21 protein-coding genes are annotated in these 21,078 nt (G+C 64.9%); 15 read left to right on the top strand and 6 right to left on the bottom strand.

The genetic code is table 11. The features are described from left to right. Positions 1-100: 100 nt before the first annotated feature. Entirely contained in the window at positions 101-1,282 is a 1,182-nt protein-coding gene (gene purT / locus NJF35_RS01535; RefSeq protein WP_253079918.1) for a formate-dependent phosphoribosylglycinamide formyltransferase, read from the top strand. Between the two features lie 75 nt (positions 1,283-1,357). On the opposite strand, the gene NJF35_RS01540 is transcribed toward purT, so the two are convergent. From NJF35_RS01540 to NJF35_RS01550, 3 genes are all read right to left on the bottom strand, one after another. After that, the gene (locus tag NJF35_RS01540; protein ID WP_225787270.1) at positions 1,358-2,662 is read right to left on the bottom strand and encodes an MFS transporter; all 1,305 of its coding nucleotides are present in this window, start codon (positions 2,660-2,662) and stop codon (positions 1,358-1,360) included. Positions 2,663-2,919: 257 nt separating this feature from the next. Continuing rightward, a complete protein-coding gene (locus NJF35_RS01545) occupies positions 2,920-4,125 on the bottom strand; it encodes a transporter associated domain-containing protein (protein ID WP_225787271.1) in 1,206 nt (401 codons plus the stop codon). A gap of 9 nt (positions 4,126-4,134) precedes the next feature. After that, entirely contained in the window at positions 4,135-4,944 is an 810-nt protein-coding gene (locus NJF35_RS01550) for an inner membrane protein YpjD (RefSeq protein ID WP_225787272.1), read from the bottom strand. A 530-nt stretch (positions 4,945-5,474) separates the two neighbouring features. Between NJF35_RS01550 and ffh the strand changes: the two genes are divergently transcribed. From ffh to NJF35_RS01610, 12 genes are all read left to right on the top strand, one after another. Continuing rightward, on the top strand, positions 5,475-6,851 hold the full coding sequence (gene ffh, locus NJF35_RS01555; RefSeq protein WP_225787273.1) for a signal recognition particle protein: 1,377 nt from the start codon (positions 5,475-5,477) through the stop codon (positions 6,849-6,851). Positions 6,852-7,082: 231 nt separating this feature from the next. Continuing rightward, positions 7,083-7,334 carry a 30S ribosomal protein S16 gene (rpsP, locus tag NJF35_RS01560; protein WP_225787274.1) on the top strand — a complete coding sequence of 84 codons (252 nt, stop codon included), beginning with the start codon at positions 7,083-7,085 and terminating at the stop codon, positions 7,332-7,334. A 5-nt stretch (positions 7,335-7,339) separates the two neighbouring features. Continuing rightward, a complete protein-coding gene (gene rimM / locus NJF35_RS01565; protein ID WP_253090616.1) occupies positions 7,340-7,876 on the top strand; it encodes a ribosome maturation factor RimM in 537 nt (178 codons plus the stop codon). Positions 7,877-7,879: 3 nt separating this feature from the next. Then, positions 7,880-8,632, top strand: coding sequence for a tRNA (guanosine(37)-N1)-methyltransferase TrmD (gene trmD, locus NJF35_RS01570; protein ID WP_225787276.1), 753 nt, complete (start codon positions 7,880-7,882; stop codon positions 8,630-8,632). A gap of 42 nt (positions 8,633-8,674) precedes the next feature. Continuing rightward, positions 8,675-9,025, top strand: coding sequence for a 50S ribosomal protein L19 (rplS, locus tag NJF35_RS01575; RefSeq protein ID WP_225787277.1), 351 nt, complete (start codon positions 8,675-8,677; stop codon positions 9,023-9,025). 122 nt (positions 9,026-9,147) lie between these two features. After that, a complete protein-coding gene (locus tag NJF35_RS01580) occupies positions 9,148-9,558 on the top strand; it encodes an acyl-CoA thioesterase (RefSeq protein ID WP_225787278.1) in 411 nt (136 codons plus the stop codon). 184 nt (positions 9,559-9,742) lie between these two features. Then, positions 9,743-10,639: a site-specific tyrosine recombinase XerD gene (gene xerD, locus NJF35_RS01585; RefSeq protein WP_253090617.1), complete on the top strand. Its 897-nt coding sequence runs from the start codon at positions 9,743-9,745 to the stop codon at positions 10,637-10,639. Positions 10,640-10,793: 154 nt separating this feature from the next. Then, the gene (locus NJF35_RS01590; protein WP_225787280.1) at positions 10,794-11,555 is read left to right on the top strand and encodes a DsbC family protein; all 762 of its coding nucleotides are present in this window, start codon (positions 10,794-10,796) and stop codon (positions 11,553-11,555) included. Between the two features lie 82 nt (positions 11,556-11,637). Continuing rightward, positions 11,638-12,942, top strand: a complete 1,305-nt coding sequence (locus tag NJF35_RS01595; RefSeq protein WP_225787281.1) for a homoserine dehydrogenase — start codon at positions 11,638-11,640, stop codon at positions 12,940-12,942. A gap of 170 nt (positions 12,943-13,112) precedes the next feature. Then, positions 13,113-14,522: a threonine synthase gene (thrC, locus tag NJF35_RS01600; protein WP_253079920.1), complete on the top strand. Its 1,410-nt coding sequence runs from the start codon at positions 13,113-13,115 to the stop codon at positions 14,520-14,522. Between the two features lie 166 nt (positions 14,523-14,688). Next, complete coding sequence (locus tag NJF35_RS01605; protein ID WP_253079921.1) at positions 14,689-15,129, top strand: histidine kinase; 441 nt, start codon at positions 14,689-14,691, stop codon at positions 15,127-15,129. 77 nt (positions 15,130-15,206) lie between these two features. Continuing rightward, positions 15,207-15,488, top strand: coding sequence for a DUF3509 domain-containing protein (locus NJF35_RS01610; RefSeq protein WP_225787284.1), 282 nt, complete (start codon positions 15,207-15,209; stop codon positions 15,486-15,488). 149 nt (positions 15,489-15,637) lie between these two features. On the opposite strand, the gene NJF35_RS01615 is transcribed toward NJF35_RS01610, so the two are convergent. Then, the gene (locus tag NJF35_RS01615) at positions 15,638-16,513 is read right to left on the bottom strand and encodes a TIGR02285 family protein (protein ID WP_253090652.1); all 876 of its coding nucleotides are present in this window, start codon (positions 16,511-16,513) and stop codon (positions 15,638-15,640) included. Positions 16,514-16,535: 22 nt separating this feature from the next. Next, the gene (locus tag NJF35_RS01620) at positions 16,536-17,735 is read right to left on the bottom strand and encodes a CaiB/BaiF CoA transferase family protein (protein ID WP_225787285.1); all 1,200 of its coding nucleotides are present in this window, start codon (positions 17,733-17,735) and stop codon (positions 16,536-16,538) included. A 234-nt stretch (positions 17,736-17,969) separates the two neighbouring features. Between NJF35_RS01620 and NJF35_RS01625 the strand changes: the two genes are divergently transcribed. Then, positions 17,970-18,512 carry a YaeQ family protein gene (locus tag NJF35_RS01625; protein ID WP_225787286.1) on the top strand — a complete coding sequence of 181 codons (543 nt, stop codon included), beginning with the start codon at positions 17,970-17,972 and terminating at the stop codon, positions 18,510-18,512. Between the two features lie 30 nt (positions 18,513-18,542). After that, positions 18,543-20,252 carry a single-stranded-DNA-specific exonuclease RecJ gene (gene recJ, locus NJF35_RS01630; RefSeq protein WP_225787287.1) on the top strand — a complete coding sequence of 570 codons (1,710 nt, stop codon included), beginning with the start codon at positions 18,543-18,545 and terminating at the stop codon, positions 20,250-20,252. Between the two features lie 251 nt (positions 20,253-20,503). Here the strand turns inward: recJ and NJF35_RS01635 are convergent, their stop codons facing one another. Continuing rightward, positions 20,504-21,064 carry a hypothetical protein gene (locus tag NJF35_RS01635; RefSeq protein ID WP_225787288.1) on the bottom strand — a complete coding sequence of 187 codons (561 nt, stop codon included), beginning with the start codon at positions 21,062-21,064 and terminating at the stop codon, positions 20,504-20,506. Positions 21,065-21,078: the final 14 nt, after the last annotated feature.

The following is a 21,078-nucleotide window of genomic DNA, read 5'->3' on the forward strand; positions in this document are numbered from 1 at the left end:
AAGGGGCAGCCCCGCGTTCACCGGCCAGTGTAGAATAGCGGTCCTTTTTCAGCGGGCGGCAGCCAGCATGGCGCGGCCCCGACGCCTTCGAGGACCTGAAATGACCCGTATCGGAACCCCATTGTCGCCCACCGCGACCCGTGTACTGCTGTGTGGCTGCGGCGAGCTGGGCAAGGAAGTGGTGATCGAGCTGCAGCGCTTGGGTGTCGAGGTGATCGCCGTGGACCGCTACGCCAACGCCCCGGCCATGCAGGTCGCGCACCGCAGCCATGTCATCGACATGCTCGATGGCGCCGCCCTGCGCGCGGTGATCGAAGCCGAGAAGCCGCACTACATCGTCCCAGAGATCGAGGCTATCGCCACCGCCACGTTGGTCGAGCTGGAGAACGAGGGCTTCAACGTGGTGCCCACCGCCCGCGCCACCCAACTGACCATGAACCGCGAAGGCATCCGCCGCCTGGCCGCCGAGGAACTGGACTTGCCGACCTCGCCGTATCACTTCGCCGATACCTTCGAGGAGTACGCCAGGGCGGTCACCGACCTGGGCTACCCCTGCGTGGTCAAGCCGGTGATGAGTTCGTCGGGCAAGGGCCAGAGCCTGCTGCGCGGCGAAGCCGACCTGCAAAAGGCCTGGGACTATGCCCAGGAAGGTGGCCGCGCCGGCCGGGGCCGGGTGATCATCGAAGGGTTCATCGATTTCGACTATGAGATCACCCTGCTGACCGTGCGCCACGTGGGCGGCACCACGTTCCTCGAGCCGGTCGGCCATCGCCAGGAGAAGGGCGACTACCAGGAATCCTGGCAGCCCCAGGCGATGAACCCGAAGGCCTTGGCGGAATCGCAACGGGTGGCCAAGGCGGTCACCGATGCCCTGGGTGGGCGTGGCCTGTTCGGTGTGGAGCTGTTCGTCAAGGGCGACCAGGTGTGGTTCAGCGAAGTTTCGCCGCGCCCGCACGACACGGGCCTGGTGACCCTGATCTCCCAGGATCTTTCGCAGTTCGCCCTGCATGCCCGTGCCATCCTCGGCCTGCCGATCCCGGTGGTGCGCCAGTTCGGGCCGTCGGCCTCGGCGGCGATCCTGCCGCAGGGTCAGTCCCAGCAGACCACCTTCGCCAACCTCGGCGCCGCCTTGAGCGAACCGGACACTGCCATCCGCCTGTTCGGCAAGCCGCAGATCGACGGCCAGCGCCGCATGGGCGTCTGCCTGGCGCGAGACGAGTCGATCGAAGCCGCTCGTGCCAAGGCGACCCGCGCCTCCCAGGCAGTCAAGGTCGAGTTCTAAGCTTAAAGCGGCAAGAAAAAGCAGGTCGTGCACGATCCCGCTTTTACTTGCCGCTTGAAGCTTGCAGCTGGAAATTCAAAGCTCGCTGTTGCGTGTCTCTTTCAGGCAAAGCACGGCAATCAGGCTGATCACCGCCGCCACCGACACATAGCCCCCCACCCAGCTCAATCCCCCCATGCTCACCAGTTGCTGGGCGAAGAACGGTGCCGCCGAGGCACCGACGATGCCGCCCAGGTTGTAGGCTGCCGAGGCGCCGGTGTAGCGTACGTGGGTCGGGAACAGCTCTGGCAGCAATGCCCCCATCGGCGCGAAGGTCACACCCATCAGGAACAGCTCGATGGCCAGGAACAGCGCCACGCCAGTGGTCGAGCCCGAGGTCAGCAGTGGCTCCATGGTAAAGCCCGAGGCCACGGCCAGTAGGCCGCCGACGATCAGCACCGGCTTGCGCCCGTAGCGGTCGCTCAGCCAGGCCGACAGCGGGGTGGCCAGGGCCATGAAGACCACCGCGAAGCACAGCATGCCCAGGAAGCTCTCGCGGCTGTAGCCCAGGGTCGATACGCCATAGCTGAGGGAGAATACCGTGGAGATGTAGAACAGCGCGTAGCACACCACCATCGCCGCGGCACCCAGCAGGGTCGGCAGCCAGTATTTGGCGAACAGGTCGACCACCGGCATCTTCACCCGTTCATGGCGCGCCACGGCCTTGGCGAACACCGGGCTTTCCTCGAGCTTCAGGCGCACGTACAAGCCAACGATCACCAGCGCGGCACTGAGCAGGAAGGGGATGCGCCAGCCCCACTCGCGGAACTGCTCGTCGCTGAGCACCAGGGCCAGGGTCAGGAACAGGCCGTTGGCGGCCAGGAAGCCAATCGACGGGCCCAGTTGCGGGAACATGCCGAACCAGGCGCGCTTGCCCTGCGGGGCGTTCTCGGTGGCCAGCAGCGCCGCGCCGCCCCATTCGCCGCCCAGCCCCAGGCCCTGGCCGAAGCGCAGCAGGCAGAGGATGATCGGGGCCCAGATGCCGATGCTGTCGTAGCCCGGCAGCACCCCGATCAGGGTGGTGGAGACACCCATCAGCAACAGCGAGGCGACCAGGGTCGACTTGCGTCCGATGCGGTCGCCGAAGTGGCCGAACAGGGCCGAGCCCAGCGGCCGGGCGAGGAAGGCGATACCGAAGGTGAGGAAGGCCGCGAGCATCTGCGCGGTACCAGACCCGGACGGGAAGAACACCGGGCCGATCACCAGGGCGGCGGCGGTGGCGTAGACGTAGAAATCGTAGAACTCGATGGCGGTGCCGATGAAACTCGCCGTGGCGACCCGCGCAGGCGAGTTGACGGGCGTCGCCGGGGTCGAATCGGCATAGGTGCTGCTGGTTGTCATTGCATAGGTCCCTGACAGTCGGATGCATCCTGGGCATGGCCGCGCGCTGCCCAGGCAGGCATGGGCACACGGACGCCGGAGCGTTTGTTGTGGTTCGCCCGCTGACGAGGGCCCCAGGGGATAGGATCGGGAGCGGGCGCTGTTCGGGGTGGTGAAGCAGGACCGCGGGGCGTGTCAGTGGAGCGGACTGGCCGTGTGACGCCGGGTGCGGGTAGCGGGCGGGACGGCAGGGCTGGGTAAGCGTGACCCGAGTATAGCTATCGGGTCACGGTCCATACCAGTACCTTGCTGGCGCAATTGTCCTCTGTTTCGAGGATTTCCAGGCGATAGCGGCCGATCTTCAGGCACACGGCGCTTTCCGGAATGCTTTCCAGGGCCTCGGTGACCAGGCCGTTGAGTGTCTTCGGCCCGCCGTCGCAGGGCAGGTGCCAGCCCAGGCTGCGATTGAGCTCGCGCAGCGAAGCGGTGCCCTCGATCACGTAGCGGCCGTCGGGCTGGGGGTGGATGTGGGGGTTGTCGAGCGACTGCTCGTCCTCGAATTCGCCGACGATCTCCTCGAGGATGTCCTCCAGGGTGACGATGCCCAGCACTTCGCCGTATTCGTCGACCACCACGCCCAGGCGGCGCTGTTGCTTGTGGAAGTTCAGCAGTTGCAGTTGCAGCGGCGTGCTCTCGGGCACGAAGTAGGGCTCGTAGCAGGCGGCCCGCAGCGCTTGCAGGGTCAGCTCGGCCCTGGGCAGCAGATGGCTGATCAGCTTGGTGTTGAGGATGGCTTCGACCTGGTTGATGTCGCTGTGGTAGACCGGCAGGCGGGTATGGCGGCTGACGATCAGTTGCTCGACGATGCGCTCCATCGGCTCGTCCAGGTTGATGCCGTCCACTTCGTTGCGCGGTACCAGGATGTCGTTGACGGTGATCTTGTCCAGCGCCTGCAGCCCTTCCGGCAGGCCAGGGCGGGGTGGTTCGAGTGGTTCGTCCTCGTCGAAGCGATCGTCTTCCTGTGGGTGCAGGGCCACGGCAGTGGGTTGTGCGCGGAACGGCCGCAGGATCAGCCGGGCGCAGCCGTCCAGCAGGCAAGCCAGCGGCTGCAGGGTAGCCAGGGGCCATTTCAGCAGGCTGGCGCCGAGGCTGACGAACGCCTGCGGATTGCGCCGGGCCATGCGCCGCGGCAGGTACTCGGCCAGCACCAGCAGGGTCAGGGCGGCGGCGAGGCCGGCGAGCCAGAAACCGTGTTCGCCGTCGTAGCGCTGGCCCAGCAGGCAGGCCAGGCCCAGCACCAGCAGCTTGCCCAGGCTGGCGCAGAGCACCAGGGCCTGGGCGGGCAGGGGGGGGTCGCTGGTTTCAGCGGGCCGCTGCTGGCCGTTCAGTTGCTGGCGTGCCGCGTCGACGGCACTGAACAGTGCCGACCAGAGCAGTGCCAGGGTCAGGGTGCCGAGCAAGGGCGCGTACGGCAGGGTGTCCATGGGCGGCCGTCAGACGTGCAGGATGAATTCGCGGACCAGCTTGCTGCCGAAATAGGCCAGCATCAGCAGGCAGAAACCGGCAAGCGTCCAGCGGATCGCCTTGTGCCCGCGCCAGCCGAGGCGGGTGCGGCCCCACAGCAGCACGCTGAACACCACCCAGGCGACGCAGGCGAGGGAGGTCTTGTGCACCAGGTGCTGGGCGAACAGGTTGTCGAGGAACAGCCAACCGGAGATCAACGACAGCGAGAGCAGGCACCAGCCGGCCCAGAGGAAGCCGAACAGCAGGCTTTCCATGGTTTGCAAGGGCGGGAAGTTGCGGATCAGCCCGGATGGGTGCTTGTGCTTGAGCTGGTGGTCCTGGAGCAGCAGCAGCAGGGCCTGGAACACCGCGATGGTGAACAGGCCATAGGCGAGGATCGACAACAGGATATGCGCCAGGATGCCGGGTTTCTCGTTGATCAGCGGCACGGTGCCCGCGGGGGCGAACTGGGCCAGCAGGGCGGTGATGGCCCCCAGCGGGAACAGCAGCACCAGCAGGTTCTCGACCGGGATGCGCAGGCAGGCCACGAGGGTCAGGGCGATCACGGCCGCGGCGATCAGGCTGGCGGCGCTGAAGAAGTCGAGGCTCAGGCCCAGCGGGGTGATCAGCTGGAAGAACAGGGCGCCGCTCTGGGCGACCACGGCGAGTGCGCCGAGCAGGCCGAGCAACCGTTTGTCGGCGCGACTGCCCTGGGCCAGGCGGCTGCCCTGGTAGAGGGCGGCGACGATGTACAGCCCGGCGGCGAGCAGGTTGGGGATGAGGCTGGGTGACGAGAGCATAAGTCCAGGTAGGCAAGCCCTAAAGGAACGAAGTGTGGCATAGAACGCGGCAGCCTAGGAAGACCGGGGGCGGCTTCGAGCCACAGCCACAAGCCACAAGTTGCAAGCTTGACAGATGAAGGCCCTCCCATCCGCGCAGAGGGCAGAGGGCAGAAGGAGTGGGGGAGGGGGCATTGCACCAATGCCGGCCAGTCCAGTGGTCTTGGGGCTGCTTTGCAGCCCATCGCCGGCAAGCCGGCTCCCACAAGGTGGCGGTGTTCATCAATCTTGTGGCATGCAGAGAACTCTGTGGGCTTGCCGGCGATGGGGTGCGAAGCGGCCCATTGAATAATGTTCTGTTCCTAAAAAAGCAGAACGCTGCACGATCTGCTTTTTCTTGCAGCTTGCCCCCGCCGCGATGGGAGGCACGGCACGAGGTGTGCGCCACCGCCGCTCTCCGTTATAATGCCCGGCTTGCTGTGCCCCACGCGTGCGCATATCCGCCAGGGCGCCTGAACAACCTCGGCTTCACTGGGCCTGAAAGGATCACCATGTTCGAAAACCTGACCGACCGCCTGTCACAGACGCTGCGCCATGTCACCGGCAAGGCCAAGCTGACCGAAGACAACATCAAGGACACGTTGCGCGAAGTGCGCATGGCCCTGCTCGAGGCCGACGTCGCCCTGCCGGTGGTCAAGGATTTCGTCAACAGCGTCAAGGAACGTGCGGTCGGCACCGAGGTGTCGCGCAGCCTGACCCCGGGCCAGGCATTCGTGAAGATCGTCCAGGCCGAGCTGGAAGGCCTGATGGGCGCGGCCAACGAAGACCTGGCGCTCAATGCCGCACCGCCCGCCGTGGTACTGATGGCCGGCCTGCAGGGCGCGGGCAAGACCACCACCGCCGGCAAGCTGGCGCGCTTCCTGAAGGAGCGCAAGAAAAAGAGCGTGATGGTGGTTTCGGCCGACGTCTACCGCCCAGCGGCGATCAAGCAGCTCGAAACCCTCGCCAACGACATCGGCGTGACCTTCTTCCCGTCCGACATCAGCCAGAAGCCGGTGGCCATCGCCGAGGCGGCGATCCGCGAGGCCAAGCTCAAGTTCATCGACGTGGTCATCGTCGATACCGCCGGTCGCCTGCACATCGACGCCGAGATGATGGACGAGATCAAGGCCCTGCACGCCGCGGTCAAGCCGATCGAGACCCTGTTCGTGGTCGACGCCATGACCGGCCAGGATGCCGCCAACACCGCCAAGGCCTTCGGCGACGCCCTGCCGCTGACCGGCGTGGTGCTGACCAAGGTCGACGGCGATGCCCGTGGCGGTGCCGCGCTGTCGGTGCGCGCCATCACCGGCAAGCCGATCAAGTTCATCGGCATGGGCGAGAAGAGCGAGGCCCTGGAGCCGTTCCACCCCGACCGTATCGCCTCGCGCATCCTCGGCATGGGCGACGTGCTCAGCCTGATCGAGCAGGCCGAGCAGACCATCGACAAGGCCAAGGCCGACAAGCTGGCCAAGAAGCTCAAGAAAGGCAAGGGCTTCGACCTCGAGGACTTCCGCGACCAGTTGCAACAGATGAAGAACATGGGTGGCCTGGGTGGCCTGATGGACAAGCTGCCGAGCATCGGCGGGGTCAACCTGTCGCAGATGGGCAACGCCCAGGGCGCGGCCGAGAAGCAGTTCAAGCAGATGGAGGCGATCATCAACTCCATGACCCCGGCCGAGCGCCGCGACCCAGAGATGATCAGCGGCTCGCGCAAGCGCCGCATCGCCCTCGGCTCCGGCACCCAGGTGCAGGACGTCGGCCGGCTGATCAAGCAGCACAAGCAGATGCAGAAGATGATGAAGAAATTCTCCGCCAAGGGCGGCATGGCCAAGATGATGCGTGGCCTGGGCGGGATGCTGCCGGGTGGCGGCATGCCGAAGCTGTAACCGATTTCGAGGTGGCCGCCTTGTCGTGAGGCGGTCGTCCGGAGCCCCGCCTCGGCGGGAATAGCGCCGCAAACAGCGGCTTAACCGGCAGATCTGGACGGTGAGGCGTAGCCTTGCCGAAAAAGGCATTTGCAAATGTCCGTGTATTCCCCGAGAATATGCGGCCTTTTGGGCACCCTGTGCCCATTGGGCATTCAGATTTGCAGCACCGACTATAGGAACGATGTTCACATGGTAACCATCCGTCTTGCCCGTGGCGGCTCCAAGAAGCGCCCTTTCTATCACCTGACCGTGACCAACAGCCGTAACGCCCGTGACGGCCGTTTCGTCGAGCGTATCGGTTTCTTCAACCCGATCGCCTCCGGCGCCGAAGTTCGCCTGTCGGTCAACCAGGAACGTGCCCAGTACTGGCTGAGCCAGGGCGCGCAGCCGTCTGAGCGTGTTGCTCAGCTGCTGAAGGACGCTGCCAAGGCTGCCGCCTGAGCAGTATGAACGCGACGCCAGACAAGGCTGACGACCTCATCGTTGTCGGCAAGATCTTTTCGGTTCACGGCGTTCGCGGCGAGGTGAAGGTGTTTTCCTTTACCGATCCGATTGACAACCTGTTGGATTATCCCCGCTGGACGCTTCGGCACGAAGGCGTGGTAAAGCAGGTCGAGCTGGTCAAGGGCCGCCTTTCCCAGAAGGGGTTGGTGGTGAAGCTCAAGGACCTCGACGATCGTGACGAAGCACGGCTTCTGAGCGGTTACGAGATCTGCGTACCGCAGAGCCTTTTGCCCAACCTGACCGATGGCGAGTACTACTGGTACCAGCTGGTGGGTCTGAAGGTCGTCAACCAGGACGAACAGCTGTTCGGCAAGGTTGATCACTTGTTGGAGACCGGCGCGAACGATGTATTGGTGGTCCGGCCCTGCGCAGGCAGCCTGGACGATCGCGAGCGCTTGCTGCCCTATACGGCGCAGTGCGTGCTGGCCATCGACCTGGAAGCAGGCGTGATGCGGGTCGAATGGGACGCGGATTTCTGACCGATGGGTAACCTTCGCGTAGAAGTCGTCACGCTGTTCCCCGAGATGTTCTCGGCCATCACGGAGTACGGCATTACCAGCCGCGCGGTGAAACAGGGGTTGCTGCAAGTGACCTGCTGGAATCCGCGGGACTACACCACGGATCGCCACCACACGGTGGATGATCGGCCTTTTGGCGGTGGTCCGGGCATGGTGATGAAGATCAAGCCTCTGGAAGACGCCCTGGCCAGTGCCAGGCAGGCGACCGGGGCTGCGGCGAAGGTGATCTACCTCTCGCCACAAGGCCGCAAGCTGACCCAGCAGGCGGTCAAAGGGCTGGCGCAACAGGAATCGTTGATCCTGATCGCCGGTCGTTATGAAGGCATCGACGAGCGTTTTATCGAGGCTCATGTCGATGAAGAGTGGTCGATTGGCGACTATGTGCTTTCCGGTGGCGAGCTGCCGGCCATGGTGCTGATCGATGCGGTTACGCGGCTGCTGCCCGGAGCTTTAGGGCATGTGGACTCGGCGGAGGAAGACTCCTTCACCGACGGTCTGCTCGATTGCCCGCACTACACCCGACCGGAGGTGTATGCGGATCTGCGCGTTCCCGACGTGTTGCTCAGTGGCAACCATGCACACATCCGGCGTTGGCGGTTGAAGCAGTCCCTTGGTCGGACCTTCGAACGGCGCGCCGATCTTCTGGAAAGTCGCTCGCTTTCTGGAGAAGAGAAGAAGCTGCTCGAGGAATACCTCCGCGAGCGGGACGATAGTTAACGTATCGATGGTGGATCGAGTTATCCGCCTTAGGAGCACAGCATGACCAACAAGATCATCCAGCAGCTCGAAGCCGAGCAGATGAACAAGGAAATCCCGGCCTTCGCCCCGGGCGACACCGTTGTCGTCCAGGTGAAAGTGAAGGAAGGTGAGCGTTCCCGTCTGCAGGCGTTCGAAGGTGTCGTCATCGCCAAGCGCAACCGCGGTCTGAACAGCGCCTTCACCGTGCGCAAGATCTCCAGCGGCGTTGGCGTCGAGCGTACCTTCCAGACCTACAGCCCGCAAATCGACAGCCTGTCCGTGAAACGTCGTGGTGACGTGCGTAAGGCCAAGCTGTACTACCTGCGCGACCTGTCCGGCAAAGCCGCTCGCATCAAGGAAAAACTGTCCTGAGTGCAGTTTGACCGGTGGCCGAGGCCGCCTTGCGAGAGAAAAAGCAGCCTTCGGGCTGCTTTTTTGCGTTTTGTCGAATGATGTACCGGGGCCGCCCCGGCCCCTTGCGATGTGAGTAAGCGATGACCATCACCCGAGACCAGGAAATCCAACGCCGCACCGAACTGTCGGTGACCCGCGTGACCAAGGCTGTCTTCCCCAGCACCACCAATCACCACAACACCCTGTTCGGCGGCACCGCCCTGGCCTGGATGGACGAAGTGTCGTTCATCGCCGCGACCCGTTTCTGTCGCCTGCCGCTGGTGACCGTGTCCACCGACCGCATCGACTTCAAGCACCCGATCCCGGCGGGCTCGATCGTCGAGCTGGTGGGGACCGTGATCAAGGTCGGTACCACCAGCCTGCAGGTGCAGGTGGATGTGTTCGTCGAGAACATGTACCTCGATGGCCGCGAGCGGGCCATTCATGGTGTGTTCAGCTTCGTCGCCATCGACGAGGACAAGCGCCCGGTGCCGGTGTTGCCGCAGGCCTGAGGACGCTCCGGCGCCTGCGCCGGCCTGTTCGCGGGCAAGCCCGCTCTTGCAGGGGGCGAGTCGATCGCAAGTGATGCGGTTTGCAGGGCCATGTGGGCGCGGGCTTGCCCGCGAAAGTGCCAGACCTGACAACCTGTCACCTGCTGTGAAACACTAGGCCCCTCTCAACGCCCAGCAGCCCCGCATGTCCGCTCTCGACCACCCCCTGATCGACCAGTTCCTCGATGCCCTCTGGCTGGAAAAAGGCCTGTCCGACAATACCCGCGCCTCTTACCGCAGCGACCTGGCCCTGTTCAACGGCTGGTTGCAGGAGCACGGCGTGGCCCTGCCGGCGGCGGGCCGCGAGCTGATTCTCGATCACCTCGCCTGGCGCTTCGAGCAAGGCTACAAGCCACGCTCCACGGCGCGTTTTCTCTCTGGCCTGCGCGGCTTCTTCCGCTACCTGCTGCGGGAAAGGCTGATCGACGTCGACCCGACCCTGCAGGTCGAGATGCCGCAGTTGGGCCGCCCGTTGCCCAAGTCCCTGTCCGAAGCCGACGTCGAGGCCCTGCTGCAGGCGCCGGACCTAGGCGAGGCCATCGGCCAGCGCGACCGGGCCATGCTCGAAGTGCTCTATGCCTGCGGCCTGCGGGTGACCGAACTGGTCAGCCTGACCCTGGACCAGGTCAACCTGCGCCAGGGCGTGCTGCGGGTCATGGGCAAGGGCAGCAAGGAGCGCCTGGTGCCGATGGGGGAGGAGGCGGTGCTCTGGCTGGAGCGTTACCAGCGCGATGGGCGTGCCGAGCTGCTCAATGGCCGCCCCAGCGACGTGCTGTTCCCCAGCCAGCGCGGCGAGCAGATGACCCGCCAGACCTTCTGGCACCGTATCAAGCACCATGCCCGGGTCGCTGGCATCGACAAGCCACTGTCGCCGCATACCCTGCGCCATGCCTTCGCCACCCACCTGCTCAATCACGGTGCCGACCTGCGGGTGGTGCAGATGCTGCTGGGCCATAGCGACCTGTCGACCACACAGATCTATACCCACGTGGCCAAGGCGCGCCTGCAGCAACTGCATGCCCAGCACCATCCGCGTGGATGAATGGTTTTCATGTTCCGCCGACCGGTGCCTGCGAACCCCTCCAGTAGCGGCCTGTTGTGGTAGGCTTGGACGGTTTGCACCAAGGGCTGCCCGCTCGCCGCGATTTCCCCCGCGCCCGACGCCCCGCCGGCCCCGTCCGCCTTCAGGAGTTCCCATGCGCGTGACCCAGATTTTCGCCGCCGCCGCCCTGGCGCTGGCCAGTACCTTTGCCGTTGCCGCGACCAGCGACGCCAGTGCCGGCGCCGAGCAGGCGATCCGCAAGACCCTGCAGACCCTCGAGCTGGAAGTGCCGGTCGAGAGCGTCGCCAGCAGCCCGGTCAGCGGTCTCTACGAAGTCAAGCTACAGGGCGGCCGCGTGCTGTACGCCAGTGCCGATGGGCAGTTCGTCATGCAGGGCTACCTGTTCCAGATCCAGGACGGCAAGCCGGTCAACCTCACCGAGAAGACCGAGCGCCAAGGCATCGCCAAGCTCATCAACGGCATTCCAGCCGCCGAGATGGTGGTTTATCCTGCCAAGGGCCAGACCAAGTCGCACATCACCGTCTTCACCGATACCACCTGCCCGTATTGCCACAAGCTGCACGCCGAGGTGCCTGAGCTCAACCGCCGCGGTATCGAGGTGCGCTACGTCGCCTTCCCGCGTCAGGGGCTCGGCTCGCCGGGCGACGAGCAACTGCAGGCGGTCTGGTGCTCCAGCGACCGTCGCGCGGCGCTGGACAAGATGATCGAGGGCAAGGAAATCAAGGCCGCCAAGTGCGCCAACCCGGTCGGCAGGCAGTTCCAGCTGGGCCAGTCGATCGGTGTCAACGGCACGCCGGCGATCGTCCTGCAGAGCGGCCAGGTGATTCCGGGCTACCAGCCGGCGCCGCAGGTGGCCAAGCTGGCCCTGGCCAGCGAAGGCAGCGCAGCCAAGTAATTCAATCAGTACGCCGTCACCATGGGGAGACGGCATGTTTCACGGTCGGCGCAGAGGCCGGCCGTTCAATGGGGAGTTCACAGTGAAACCGGTCAAAGTAGGCATCTGTGGGTTGGGGACCGTCGGTGGCGGAACCTTCAATGTACTTCAGCGCAACGCCGAGGAGATCGCCCGCCGTGCCGGGCGCGGTATTGAAGTGGCACAGATCGCCATGCGCTCGCAGAACCCGAACTGCCAGATTACCGGTACCCCCATTACCGCTGATGTGTTCGAGGTCGCGAGCAACCCGGAGATCGACATCGTCATCGAGCTGATCGGCGGCTACACCGTCGCCCGTGACCTGGTGCTCAAGGCCATCGAAAACGGCAAGCACGTGGTCACCGCCAACAAGGCCCTGATCGCCGTGCACGGCAACGAGATCTTCGCCAAGGCCCGCGAGAAGGGCGTCATCGTCGCCTTCGAAGCCGCGGTTGCCGGTGGCATCCCGGTGATCAAGGCGATCCGCGAGGGCCTGTCGGCCAACCGCATCAACTGGCTGGCCGGCATCATCAACGGTACCGGCAACTTCATCCTCACCGAGATGCGCGACAAAGGCCGTGCCTTCCCTGACGTGCTCGCCGAGGCCCAGGCCCTGGGGTACGCCGAGGCTGACCCGACCTTCGACGTCGAGGGCATCGACGCGGCGCACAAGCTGACCATCCTGGCCTCCATCGCCTTCGGCATCCCGCTGCAGTTCGACAAGGCCTACACCGAGGGCATCACCCAGCTGACCACGGCCGACGTCAACTACGCCGAGGCCCTGGGCTACCGCATCAAGCACCTGGGCGTGGCCCGTCGCACCGACGACGGCTTCGAGTTGCGCGTGCACCCGACGCTGATCCCCAGCGACCGTCTGATCGCCAACGTCAACGGTGTGATGAACGCGGTGATGGTCAACGGCGACGCCGCCGGCTCGACCCTGTACTACGGTGCCGGCGCCGGCATGGAGCCGACCGCTTCCTCGGTGGTCGCCGACCTGGTCGACGTGGTCCGCGCCATGACCTCCGACCCGGAGAACCGCGTGCCGCACCTGGCCTTCCAGCCCGATTCACTGTCGGCCCACCCGATCCTGCCGATCGAAGCCTGCGAAAGCGCCTACTACCTGCGCATCCAGGCCAAGGATCATCCGGGCGTGCTGGCCCAGGTGGCGAGCATCCTCTCGGAGCGCGGCATCAACATCGAGTCGATCATGCAGAAGGAAGCCGAGGAGCAGGACGGCCTGGTACCGATGATCCTGCTGACCCATCGCGTGGTCGAGCAGCGTATCGACGACGCCATCGTCGCCCTGGAAGCCCTGCAGGACGTGGTCGGCAAGGTCGTGCGTATTCGCGTCGAACAGCTCAATTAAGCGGCAAGCTTCAAGCAGCGAGCTGCAAGATAAAGGCAGTTCGGCGTTGAGGCTTGGAACAGATGACACATGCGGCAAGGGTGGGGCGCGAGTTACAGGAACGATGCCGATCGGCTTTTTCTTGTAGCGTGCCGCTCGAAGCTTGCCGCTCGAACCAAAGGTTTGCACCCATGCGCTATATCAGTACCCGCGGCCAGGCACCGGCCCTGAACTTCGAAGATGTCCTGCTGGCTGGCCTGGCCAGCGACGGCGGCCTGTACGTGCCGGAAAACCTGCCGCGTTTCACCCAGGAAGAGATCGCCTCCTGGGCCGGCCTGCCGTACCACGAGCTGGCCTTCCGGGTGATGCGCCCGTTCGTCGAAGGCAGCATCGCCGACGCCGACTTCAAGAAGATCCTCGAGGAAACCTACGGCGAGTTCGCCCATGCCGCCGTGGCGCCGCTGCGCCAGCTGGACAGCAACGAGTGGGTCATGGAGCTGTTCCACGGCCCGACCCTGGCGTTCAAGGACTTCGCCCTGCAACTGCTCGGCCGCCTGCTCGACCATGTGCTGGCCAAGCGTGGCGAGCGCGTGGTGATCATCGGTGCCACCAGCGGCGACACCGGTTCGGCCGCCATCGAAGGCTGCCGCCGCTGCGACAACGTCGACATCTTCATCCTGCACCCGCACCAGCGCGTCTCGGAAGTGCAGCGCCGGCAGATGACCACGATCTTCGGCGACAACATCCACAACATCGCCATCGAAGGCAACTTCGACGACTGCCAGGAAATGGTCAAGGCCAGCTTCGCCGACCAGTCGTTCCTCAAGGGCACCCGCCTGGTGGCGGTGAACTCGATCAACTGGGCGCGGATCATGGCCCAGATCGTCTACTACTTCCACGCCGCGCTGCAACTGGGCGGCCCGGCGCGCTCGGTGGCCTTCTCGGTACCGACCGGCAACTTCGGCGACATCTTCGCCGGCTACCTGGCCCGCAACATGGGCCTGCCGATCAGCCAACTGGTAGTGGCGACCAACCGCAACGACATCCTGCACCGCTTCATGAGCGGCAACCAGTACGTCAAGGACACCCTGCACCCGACCCTGTCGCCCTCGATGGACATCATGGTCTCGTCCAACTTCGAGCGCCTGTTGTTCGACCTGCATGGCCGCAGTGGCGCCGCCATCGCCGAGCTGATGGAACGCTTCAAGCAGGGCGGTGGTTTCAGCGTCGAGCAGGACCGCTGGACCGAAGCGCGCAAGCTGTTCGATTCCCTGGCGGTGACCGACGAGCAGACCTGCCAGACCATTGCCGAAGTGTTCGCCAGTACCGGTGAAGTGCTCGACCCGCATACCGCGATCGGCGTCAAGGCCGCCCGCGAGTGCCGCCGCAGCCTGGATACGCCGATGGTGGTGCTGGGCACCGCGCACCCGGTCAAGTTCCCCGAAGCGGTGGAGAAGGCCGGCGTCGGCAAGGCCCTGGAGCTGCCGGCCCACCTGAGCGACCTGTTCGAGCGCGAGGAGCGTTGCACGGTCCTGGCCAACGACTTGAAAGCGGTGCAGGCGTTCGTCAGCCAGCACGGGAATCGTGGCAAGCCGCTGTAAGACGAGTGATTGATTGGGGCCGCTTCGCGGCCCCAATGTCTATCCACCCATTATCCGCAGACCGTTCCCACTGCGGTTTCAGACTTTTCCTATATGAGTCGTCAGGTGACTTCCCTAGAGTAACCGCCCCTATCCACCAGGGCGCGCGAAGCCCCAGGAGCGGCCCATGCACCGGCTCAACGTGCTCATCCACCAGGCACGTCCTTCCCATCGGATCCTCTTGCACCAGGCCTGCAATGCCCTGGGCATCTTCAATGTGCGCCTCACCCAGGGCCTGCCCGATACCCAGGCAAGCTTGGCCCAGGGAGACGCCACCGACCTGCTGATCCTCGACCATGCCATGCCCGAGGCCAGCGGCCTGGCCCTGCTCCGGCATGTGCTGCAGACACGGCGCCCACGCGCGCTGCTGTTCGTCGGCCAGCCGTCACCGGGCAAGGCGGACCTGGCCCAGCAAGCCCGACAACAGGGCCTGTGGGTCATCGCTGAACTGCGCTGGCCGTTGTCGACGGCCGCCCTGCACGATGCCGTGCGGCGCTTGCGACCCATTCCTGGAGCATGCGGCGCAAGGGATACTCAAACGGTCATCTGCCTTGCGCATGCTCATTGATACGGGGGCGGCTAGACGAACTTCCTCCGCTCCCCAAGGTCAGTTCCGATAGGTTCCAAGAACAGCGAGTACGCCGGATGGAAAGAATCTGCAAACTGCTCAATGATGCCCTGACCCCGTACCAAGCCCAACTCGGCGAAACAGACGCCAGCGGCAAGCGCCAGCTGACAGTGATCGACAACCAGGGGGCGGTGATCCTCAGGCGTGCGGTAAGCCCGCGCCAATTGCAGGAGCAACAACTGCTGGTCGACCTGGTGGATGGCCTGCACCGTGACCTGCAGATCGTCGAAGGCCGCCTGCAGCCCTGTGTGATCGCGGCCTTGCAGCACCAGCAGTCATTGCCGGGAACCTTCGCCTGAGCGCTTTATCTGACACAGTGAGGGCAGGCTGACGGCACTCTGCTCCGGTGCTGTGGGCTGTCCCGGGAGTCCTTCAGGGCTTTCGCTCGACCCCGGACGCTCTCCCCGGCATCCGGGGTTTCTTTTTGTCCGTCCGGCCACGAAGGCTGTCAGCGGGGCGCGTCCTGCTGGTCTTTGAAGAAGCGCCGGCTCTGTTCCAGATAGTCCTCGCGCAGGTCCGGGTCCAGCCACTGGGCATACTGCTCGGGCAATGGGGCGTGGCGCAAGGTGGCCAACAACGGGTTGATATGGCCGATGGCCTCGCGTCCGAGCGGCGTGTCGGAGCAGCCCACGTGGAAGAACTGGTAACGGTCCACCCCCTGGATCGGATGGAACACGTATTCGTCCAGAGATCCGCCTTGCTGCTGGATCATGTAGCGCGCCTCCGGCCAGTAGCCGAGCACCAGTTGCAGGCGCCCCAGGCGCTGCATCTGCAGCAGGTTGGCGGTGGCGTCGTTGCCGTAGTGGCGGCTGAAGGCGCTGTCGGGCAATTGCCGCAGGATATCGTCGACCTGTGCGCTGTAGCTGCGCTCGGCGACGATGCCGAGCTTGAGCCGGGTCTGCGCCAGCAGGCGCTGGAGGTCGATCTTGCCGCGCTCCAGGAAGGGCGCCAGCAGGGCCTGGTCCTGGCGGCGCACTACCAGCCCGCTGCTCAGCACGCCGAGAAAGGGCGTGGAAAATTGCACGAACCTGGCCCGCTCCGGCGTCCATAGCAGGGTCGGGTCGCAGGTGAGGTTGGGTCTCTGGAGCATCTGGAGGCCACGGGCACGGTTGACCCGGACGATGCTGTGGTCGTACTCGGGCATCTGCGCGATCAGTTCCGGTAGCATGCGGTCGATCACGCCCTGGCCTTTCTCCGAGCCTTCGAAGATGGTGAACGGTGGCAGGTCGCGCACCAGCCACAGCAGGCGCTCCTTGGCCTCGGTCATGGCCGGCAGCAACCCGCACAGCAGAATCAGGAGGCCAAGCAGGCGTCCGCCGGGCATGTGCATGGCGTGTTGCGCGCGATCAGATCGCGCCGGCTTCGCGCAGCCGGGCGATGGCCGTGGCATCGTAGCCCAGGGTGCCGAGCACGGATTCGTTGTGTTCGCCCAGGCCCGGCCCCACCCATTCGCTGGAGCCTGGGGTGTCGGAGAGCTTGGGCACGATGCCTGGCATCCTGAACGGCTTGCCGTCCGGCAGGCGGGCCTGGAGGAACATCTCGCGGGCCAGGAACTGCGGGTCGCTGAACATGTCCTCGGCCGAATAGATACGGCTGGCGGGCACCTGGGCATCGTTGAGCACTTGCATTACCTGGGCCAGTGGCAGGCCGTTGGCCCAGCGGTCGATCACCCCGTAGAGCTCGTCGCGGCGCAGGTCGCGGCCATCGTTGGTGGCCAGGCCAGGGTCGTTGGCCAGGTCGTCGCGGCCGATGGCCTGCATGAAGCGCTTGAAGATGGCATCGCCGTTGGCGCCGATCTGCACGTGCCGGCCATCGGCGGTGGTGTGGATGGAGGAGGGGGTGATCCCCGGCATGATGTTGCCGGTGCGCTCGCGAATGAAGCCGAACACGTCGAACTCCGGGACCATGCTTTCCATCATGGCGAAGATGGCTTCGTAGAGCGCGACGTCCACCACCTGCCCCTGGCCGCCGTTGACTTCGCGATGGCGCAAGGCCATCAATGCGCCGATCACGCCCCACAGGGCGGCGATCGAGTCGCCGATGGAAATCCCGGTACGCACCGGCGGGCGGTCCTCGAAGCCGGTGATGTAGCGCAGGCCGCCCATGGATTCGCCGACCGCGCCGAAACCGGGCTGGTCCTTCATCGGGCCGGTCTGGCCGAAGCCTGACAGGCGCACCATGACCAGGCGCGGGTTGAGGGCGTGCAGCACGTCCCAGCCAAGGCCAAGCTTTTCCAGCACGCCGGGGCGGAAGTTCTCGATCAGGATGTCGGCCTCGGCCAGCAGGCGCTTGAGGATCTCGCGGCCTTCGGGGTGCTTGAGGTTGAGGGTCAGCGATTGCTTGTTGCGCGCCTGGACGAACCACCACAGCGAGGTGCCCTCGTACAGCTTGCGCCACTTGCGCAGCGGGTCGCCGCCATCGGGCGACTCGACCTTGATCACCTCGGCGCCGAATTCGGCGCAGATGCGGGAAGCGAAGGGGCCGGCGATGAGGGTGCCGAGCTCGATGACTTTCAGGCCGGCGAGGGGTTTGCTGGGCGTGGGCATGGGGCGTCCGTGGCGATGGGTTTGGCCCTTGGTTGTATCACAGGTGGTGCATGGCAGGTACTGCCAGGGTGGGGCTGCCTTGCTGGCGATGGGGCGCGAAGCGGCCCTGAATGGACGCCGAATGTCTTGCCAGGCCCAGCATTGGGACAAGCCCGCGAAGAAGGCCGTCAGCGCCCCGCGACTGTCCACGATCGGTTAGACTGTGCAACTTTTCTTTGCAAGAAGCCCGTCGCCATGGCCCAGCCGTCCACCACCTACAAATTCGAACTGAACCTGACCGATCTCGACCGCGGCGTGTACGAAAACGTCAGGCAGACCATCGCCCGTCACCCCTCGGAGACCGAGGAACGCCTGGCCGTACGGCTGCTGGCCTACGCGCTCTGGTACAACGAGAACCTGGCGTTTGGCCGTGGCCTGTCGGATGTGGATGAAGCAGCCCTGTGGGAAAAGAGCCTGGATGACCGTGTCCTGCACTGGATCGAGGTCGGCCAGCCGGATGCCGAGCGCCTGACCTGGTGCTCGCGTCGCACCGAGCGCACCAGCCTGCTGGCCTACGGCAGCCTGCGGGTGTGGCAGAACAAGGTGGTGGATGCGGTCAAGGGCCTGAAGAACCTCAGCATCGCCGCCGTGCCCCAGGAGGTGCTGGAGACCCTGGCCACGGACATGCCCCGCTCGATCAAGTGGGACGTGATGATCAGCGAAGGCACGGTATACGTCACCGACGACCGCGGCCAGCACGAAGTGCAGCTGGAGTGGCTGCTCGGTGAGCGTGGCTGACCTGTTCCCTACCTGACTGCCGAAGATCCCATGCGTATCGAACCTCGCCCCCTGCCGCCGAGCCTGCCGTTCCTGGGCAACCTGCCTCCCTTGTTGACCCGCCTGTATGCTGCCCGTGGCGTGCAGTCCGAAGCCGAGCTGGACAAGCGCCTGGCACGCCTGCTGCCCTTCCAGCAGCTCAAGGGCATCGACGCTGCGGTGCAGTTGCTGGTCGAAGCCCTCGACCAGCGCCAGCGTATCCTCATCGTCGGTGACTTCGATGCCGATGGCGCCACCGCCAGTACGGTCGGCGTGCTCGGCCTGCGCCTGCTGGGCGCGGCCCAGGTCGACTACCTGGTGCCCAACCGCTTCGAGTACGGCTATGGCCTGACCCCGGAGATCGTCCAGGTGGCCTTGCAGCGCGAGCCGCAGTTGCTGATCACCGTCGACAACGGCATCTCCAGCGTGGAGGGGGTGGCCGCAGCCAAGGCCGCCGGGCTCAAGGTGCTGGTCACCGACCACCACCTGCCCGGCGAGCAGTTGCCGCAAGCCGACGCCATCGTCAACCCGAACCAGCCGGGGTGCGATTTCCCGAGCAAGGCCCTGGCGGGGGTCGGGGTGATCTTCTACGTGCTCATGGCGCTGCGCGCGCGCCTGCGCGACCTGGGGCGCTACGACAACCAGCCGCAGCCGAACATCGGCGAGCTGCTCGACCTGGTGGCGCTGGGCAGCGTGGCCGACGTGGTGCCGCTGGACGCCAACAACCGCATCCTGGTCCACCAGGGCCTCGAGCGTATCCGCGCCGGCCGTGCCCGGCCCGGGATCAAGGCGATCCTCGAGGTGGCCCGGCGTGACCATCGGCGCATCACCTCCACCGACTTGGGCTTCATTCTCGGGCCGCGGTTGAACGCCGCCGGGCGCCTGGACGACATGAGCCTGGGTATCGAATGCCTGCTCTGCGACGATCCGGCCCAGGCCCTGGACATGGCACGCGAGCTGGATGCCTTGAACCAGGACCGCAAGTCCATCGAACAGGGCATGCAACGCGAGGCGCTGGCCCAGCTCAAGGACCTGCCGGTAGAGTCCATGCCCTATGGTCTGTGCCTGTTCGATGCGGACTGGCACCAGGGGGTGATCGGCATCCTCGCCTCGCGTCTGAAGGAGCGCTACCACCGCCCGACCATCGCCTTTGCCGATGCCGGGGAGGGCATGCTCAAGGGCTCGGCGCGCTCGGTGCCGGGTTTTCACATCCGCGATGCGCTGGATGCGGTGGCAGCGCGCCATCCGCAGTTGATCAGCAAGTTTGGCGGGCATGCCATGGCCGCCGGCCTGTCGCTGCCAGCAGACAACTTCCCGGCTTTCGCCCAGGCCTTCGACGAGGAGGTTCGCCGCCAGCTGCGCGAGGAGGACCTGACCGGGCGCTTGCTGTCCGACGGTACCCTGGCAGTGGAGGAGTTCCACCTGGACCTGGCGCGTGCCCTGCGCCATGCCGGGCCCTGGGGGCAGCACTTTCCCGAGCCGCTGTTCCACGGCGTGTTCCAGTTGGTCGAGCAACGGGTGGTGGGCGAGCGGCACTTGAAGGTGGTGCTCAAGAGCGAGTGTGGCTCGGTGCGGCTGGACGGCATTGCCTTCGGCATCGACCGCGAGGTGTGGCCGAACCCGACCGTGCGCTGGGTCGAGTTGGCCTACAAGCTGGATGTGAACGAGTTCCGTGGCAATGAAAGCGTACAGTTGATGATTGCCCACATGGAGCCGCGCTGACGGCAATTTTTGCGGGAACGGCGGTTTTGCGAAAGTGCTCTATGCACAACCGGTACGATTCGATGTCGAGCCACGAGCCAAAGCGATGGCACGCGATGCGGTCGGGCGGCGGCGCTCGATCTCTAAAAGCTTGCGCGATCTTGTGGGAGCGGGCTTGCCCGCGAACACCGGCGTAGCCGGTGCCATACACCGCATTGACTCCATGGCGGGCAATGCCCCGCAGCAGCCTGAGCTAGCTGAGGAGCAAGCGGTTATGAGCTGAACGTCGCCTGCTGCTTTTTACGCTGCCGGTTTTGCCAGTGCATCACGCCTGCCGCGATAAATGAGGCCAGGCCAAGCGTGGAAAAGAATACGATCCCCTCCACCGATTGTCGGTTGTACGTCTCGATCACATACTGTTTAAGTGCCGGGTCGTACAGGGTTTCGTCGCTAGCCGACAACCGCCTGACAATTGGCCCGGACAAAGCATCTTCGACTTCCACGAATAACGGCGTCGTCTTGCTGATTTTAGCGGCGTCGTAGCGAGCTTTGTGCGCGTATACCCAAGTTTTAACTGGTTGTCTCTCTGGTTGTTTGTACACAATGGCAAATGAGTAAAGTGACTTGTCATGCCGCCAGGTTTCAGGGTTGGATGCTAGCGCGGCCGGAGCGCGTACCCATGGAGAGGTTGCTGGTTGGGTGCTTTTTTCCCAATTCATAAAAAATAAGGGTAAAAAACAAAGAAAGATGAACCCCGCGAACAGCATGCAGGTGACACGCTTATGCGGTTCTAATGCCTGCATCATTTTTATCCAGGCTCGCCAAGTCAGCATCGGTGGACTTCTCT

This window comes from Pseudomonas guariconensis (assembly GCF_024127895.1).
GTDB lineage: Bacteria > Pseudomonadota > Gammaproteobacteria > Pseudomonadales > Pseudomonadaceae > Aquipseudomonas > Aquipseudomonas guariconensis_B.

Bases quoted from the DNA above. Each gene is read 5' to 3' on its own strand.
- purT (WP_253079918.1), top strand. From the start codon at position 101: ATGACCCGTATCGGAACCCCATTGTCGCCCACCGCGACCCGTGTACTG.
- NJF35_RS01540 (WP_225787270.1), bottom strand. From the start codon at position 2,662: ATGACAACCAGCAGCACCTATGCCGATTCGACCCCGGCGACGCCCGTC.
- NJF35_RS01545 (WP_225787271.1), bottom strand. From the start codon at position 4,125: ATGGACACCCTGCCGTACGCGCCCTTGCTCGGCACCCTGACCCTGGCA.
- NJF35_RS01550 (WP_225787272.1), bottom strand. From the start codon at position 4,944: ATGCTCTCGTCACCCAGCCTCATCCCCAACCTGCTCGCCGCCGGGCTG.
- ffh (WP_225787273.1), top strand. From the start codon at position 5,475: ATGTTCGAAAACCTGACCGACCGCCTGTCACAGACGCTGCGCCATGTC.
- rpsP (WP_225787274.1), top strand. From the start codon at position 7,083: ATGGTAACCATCCGTCTTGCCCGTGGCGGCTCCAAGAAGCGCCCTTTC.
- rimM (WP_253090616.1), top strand. From the start codon at position 7,340: ATGAACGCGACGCCAGACAAGGCTGACGACCTCATCGTTGTCGGCAAG.
- trmD (WP_225787276.1), top strand. From the start codon at position 7,880: ATGGGTAACCTTCGCGTAGAAGTCGTCACGCTGTTCCCCGAGATGTTC.
- rplS (WP_225787277.1), top strand. From the start codon at position 8,675: ATGACCAACAAGATCATCCAGCAGCTCGAAGCCGAGCAGATGAACAAG.
- NJF35_RS01580 (WP_225787278.1), top strand. From the start codon at position 9,148: ATGACCATCACCCGAGACCAGGAAATCCAACGCCGCACCGAACTGTCG.
- xerD (WP_253090617.1), top strand. From the start codon at position 9,743: ATGTCCGCTCTCGACCACCCCCTGATCGACCAGTTCCTCGATGCCCTC.
- NJF35_RS01590 (WP_225787280.1), top strand. From the start codon at position 10,794: ATGCGCGTGACCCAGATTTTCGCCGCCGCCGCCCTGGCGCTGGCCAGT.
- thrC (WP_253079920.1), top strand. From the start codon at position 13,113: ATGCGCTATATCAGTACCCGCGGCCAGGCACCGGCCCTGAACTTCGAA.
- NJF35_RS01605 (WP_253079921.1), top strand. From the start codon at position 14,689: ATGCACCGGCTCAACGTGCTCATCCACCAGGCACGTCCTTCCCATCGG.
- NJF35_RS01610 (WP_225787284.1), top strand. From the start codon at position 15,207: ATGGAAAGAATCTGCAAACTGCTCAATGATGCCCTGACCCCGTACCAA.
- NJF35_RS01615 (WP_253090652.1), bottom strand. From the start codon at position 16,513: ATGCCCGGCGGACGCCTGCTTGGCCTCCTGATTCTGCTGTGCGGGTTG.
- NJF35_RS01620 (WP_225787285.1), bottom strand. From the start codon at position 17,735: ATGCCCACGCCCAGCAAACCCCTCGCCGGCCTGAAAGTCATCGAGCTC.
- NJF35_RS01625 (WP_225787286.1), top strand. From the start codon at position 17,970: ATGGCCCAGCCGTCCACCACCTACAAATTCGAACTGAACCTGACCGAT.
- recJ (WP_225787287.1), top strand. From the start codon at position 18,543: ATGCGTATCGAACCTCGCCCCCTGCCGCCGAGCCTGCCGTTCCTGGGC.
- NJF35_RS01635 (WP_225787288.1), bottom strand. From the start codon at position 21,064: ATGCTGACTTGGCGAGCCTGGATAAAAATGATGCAGGCATTAGAACCG.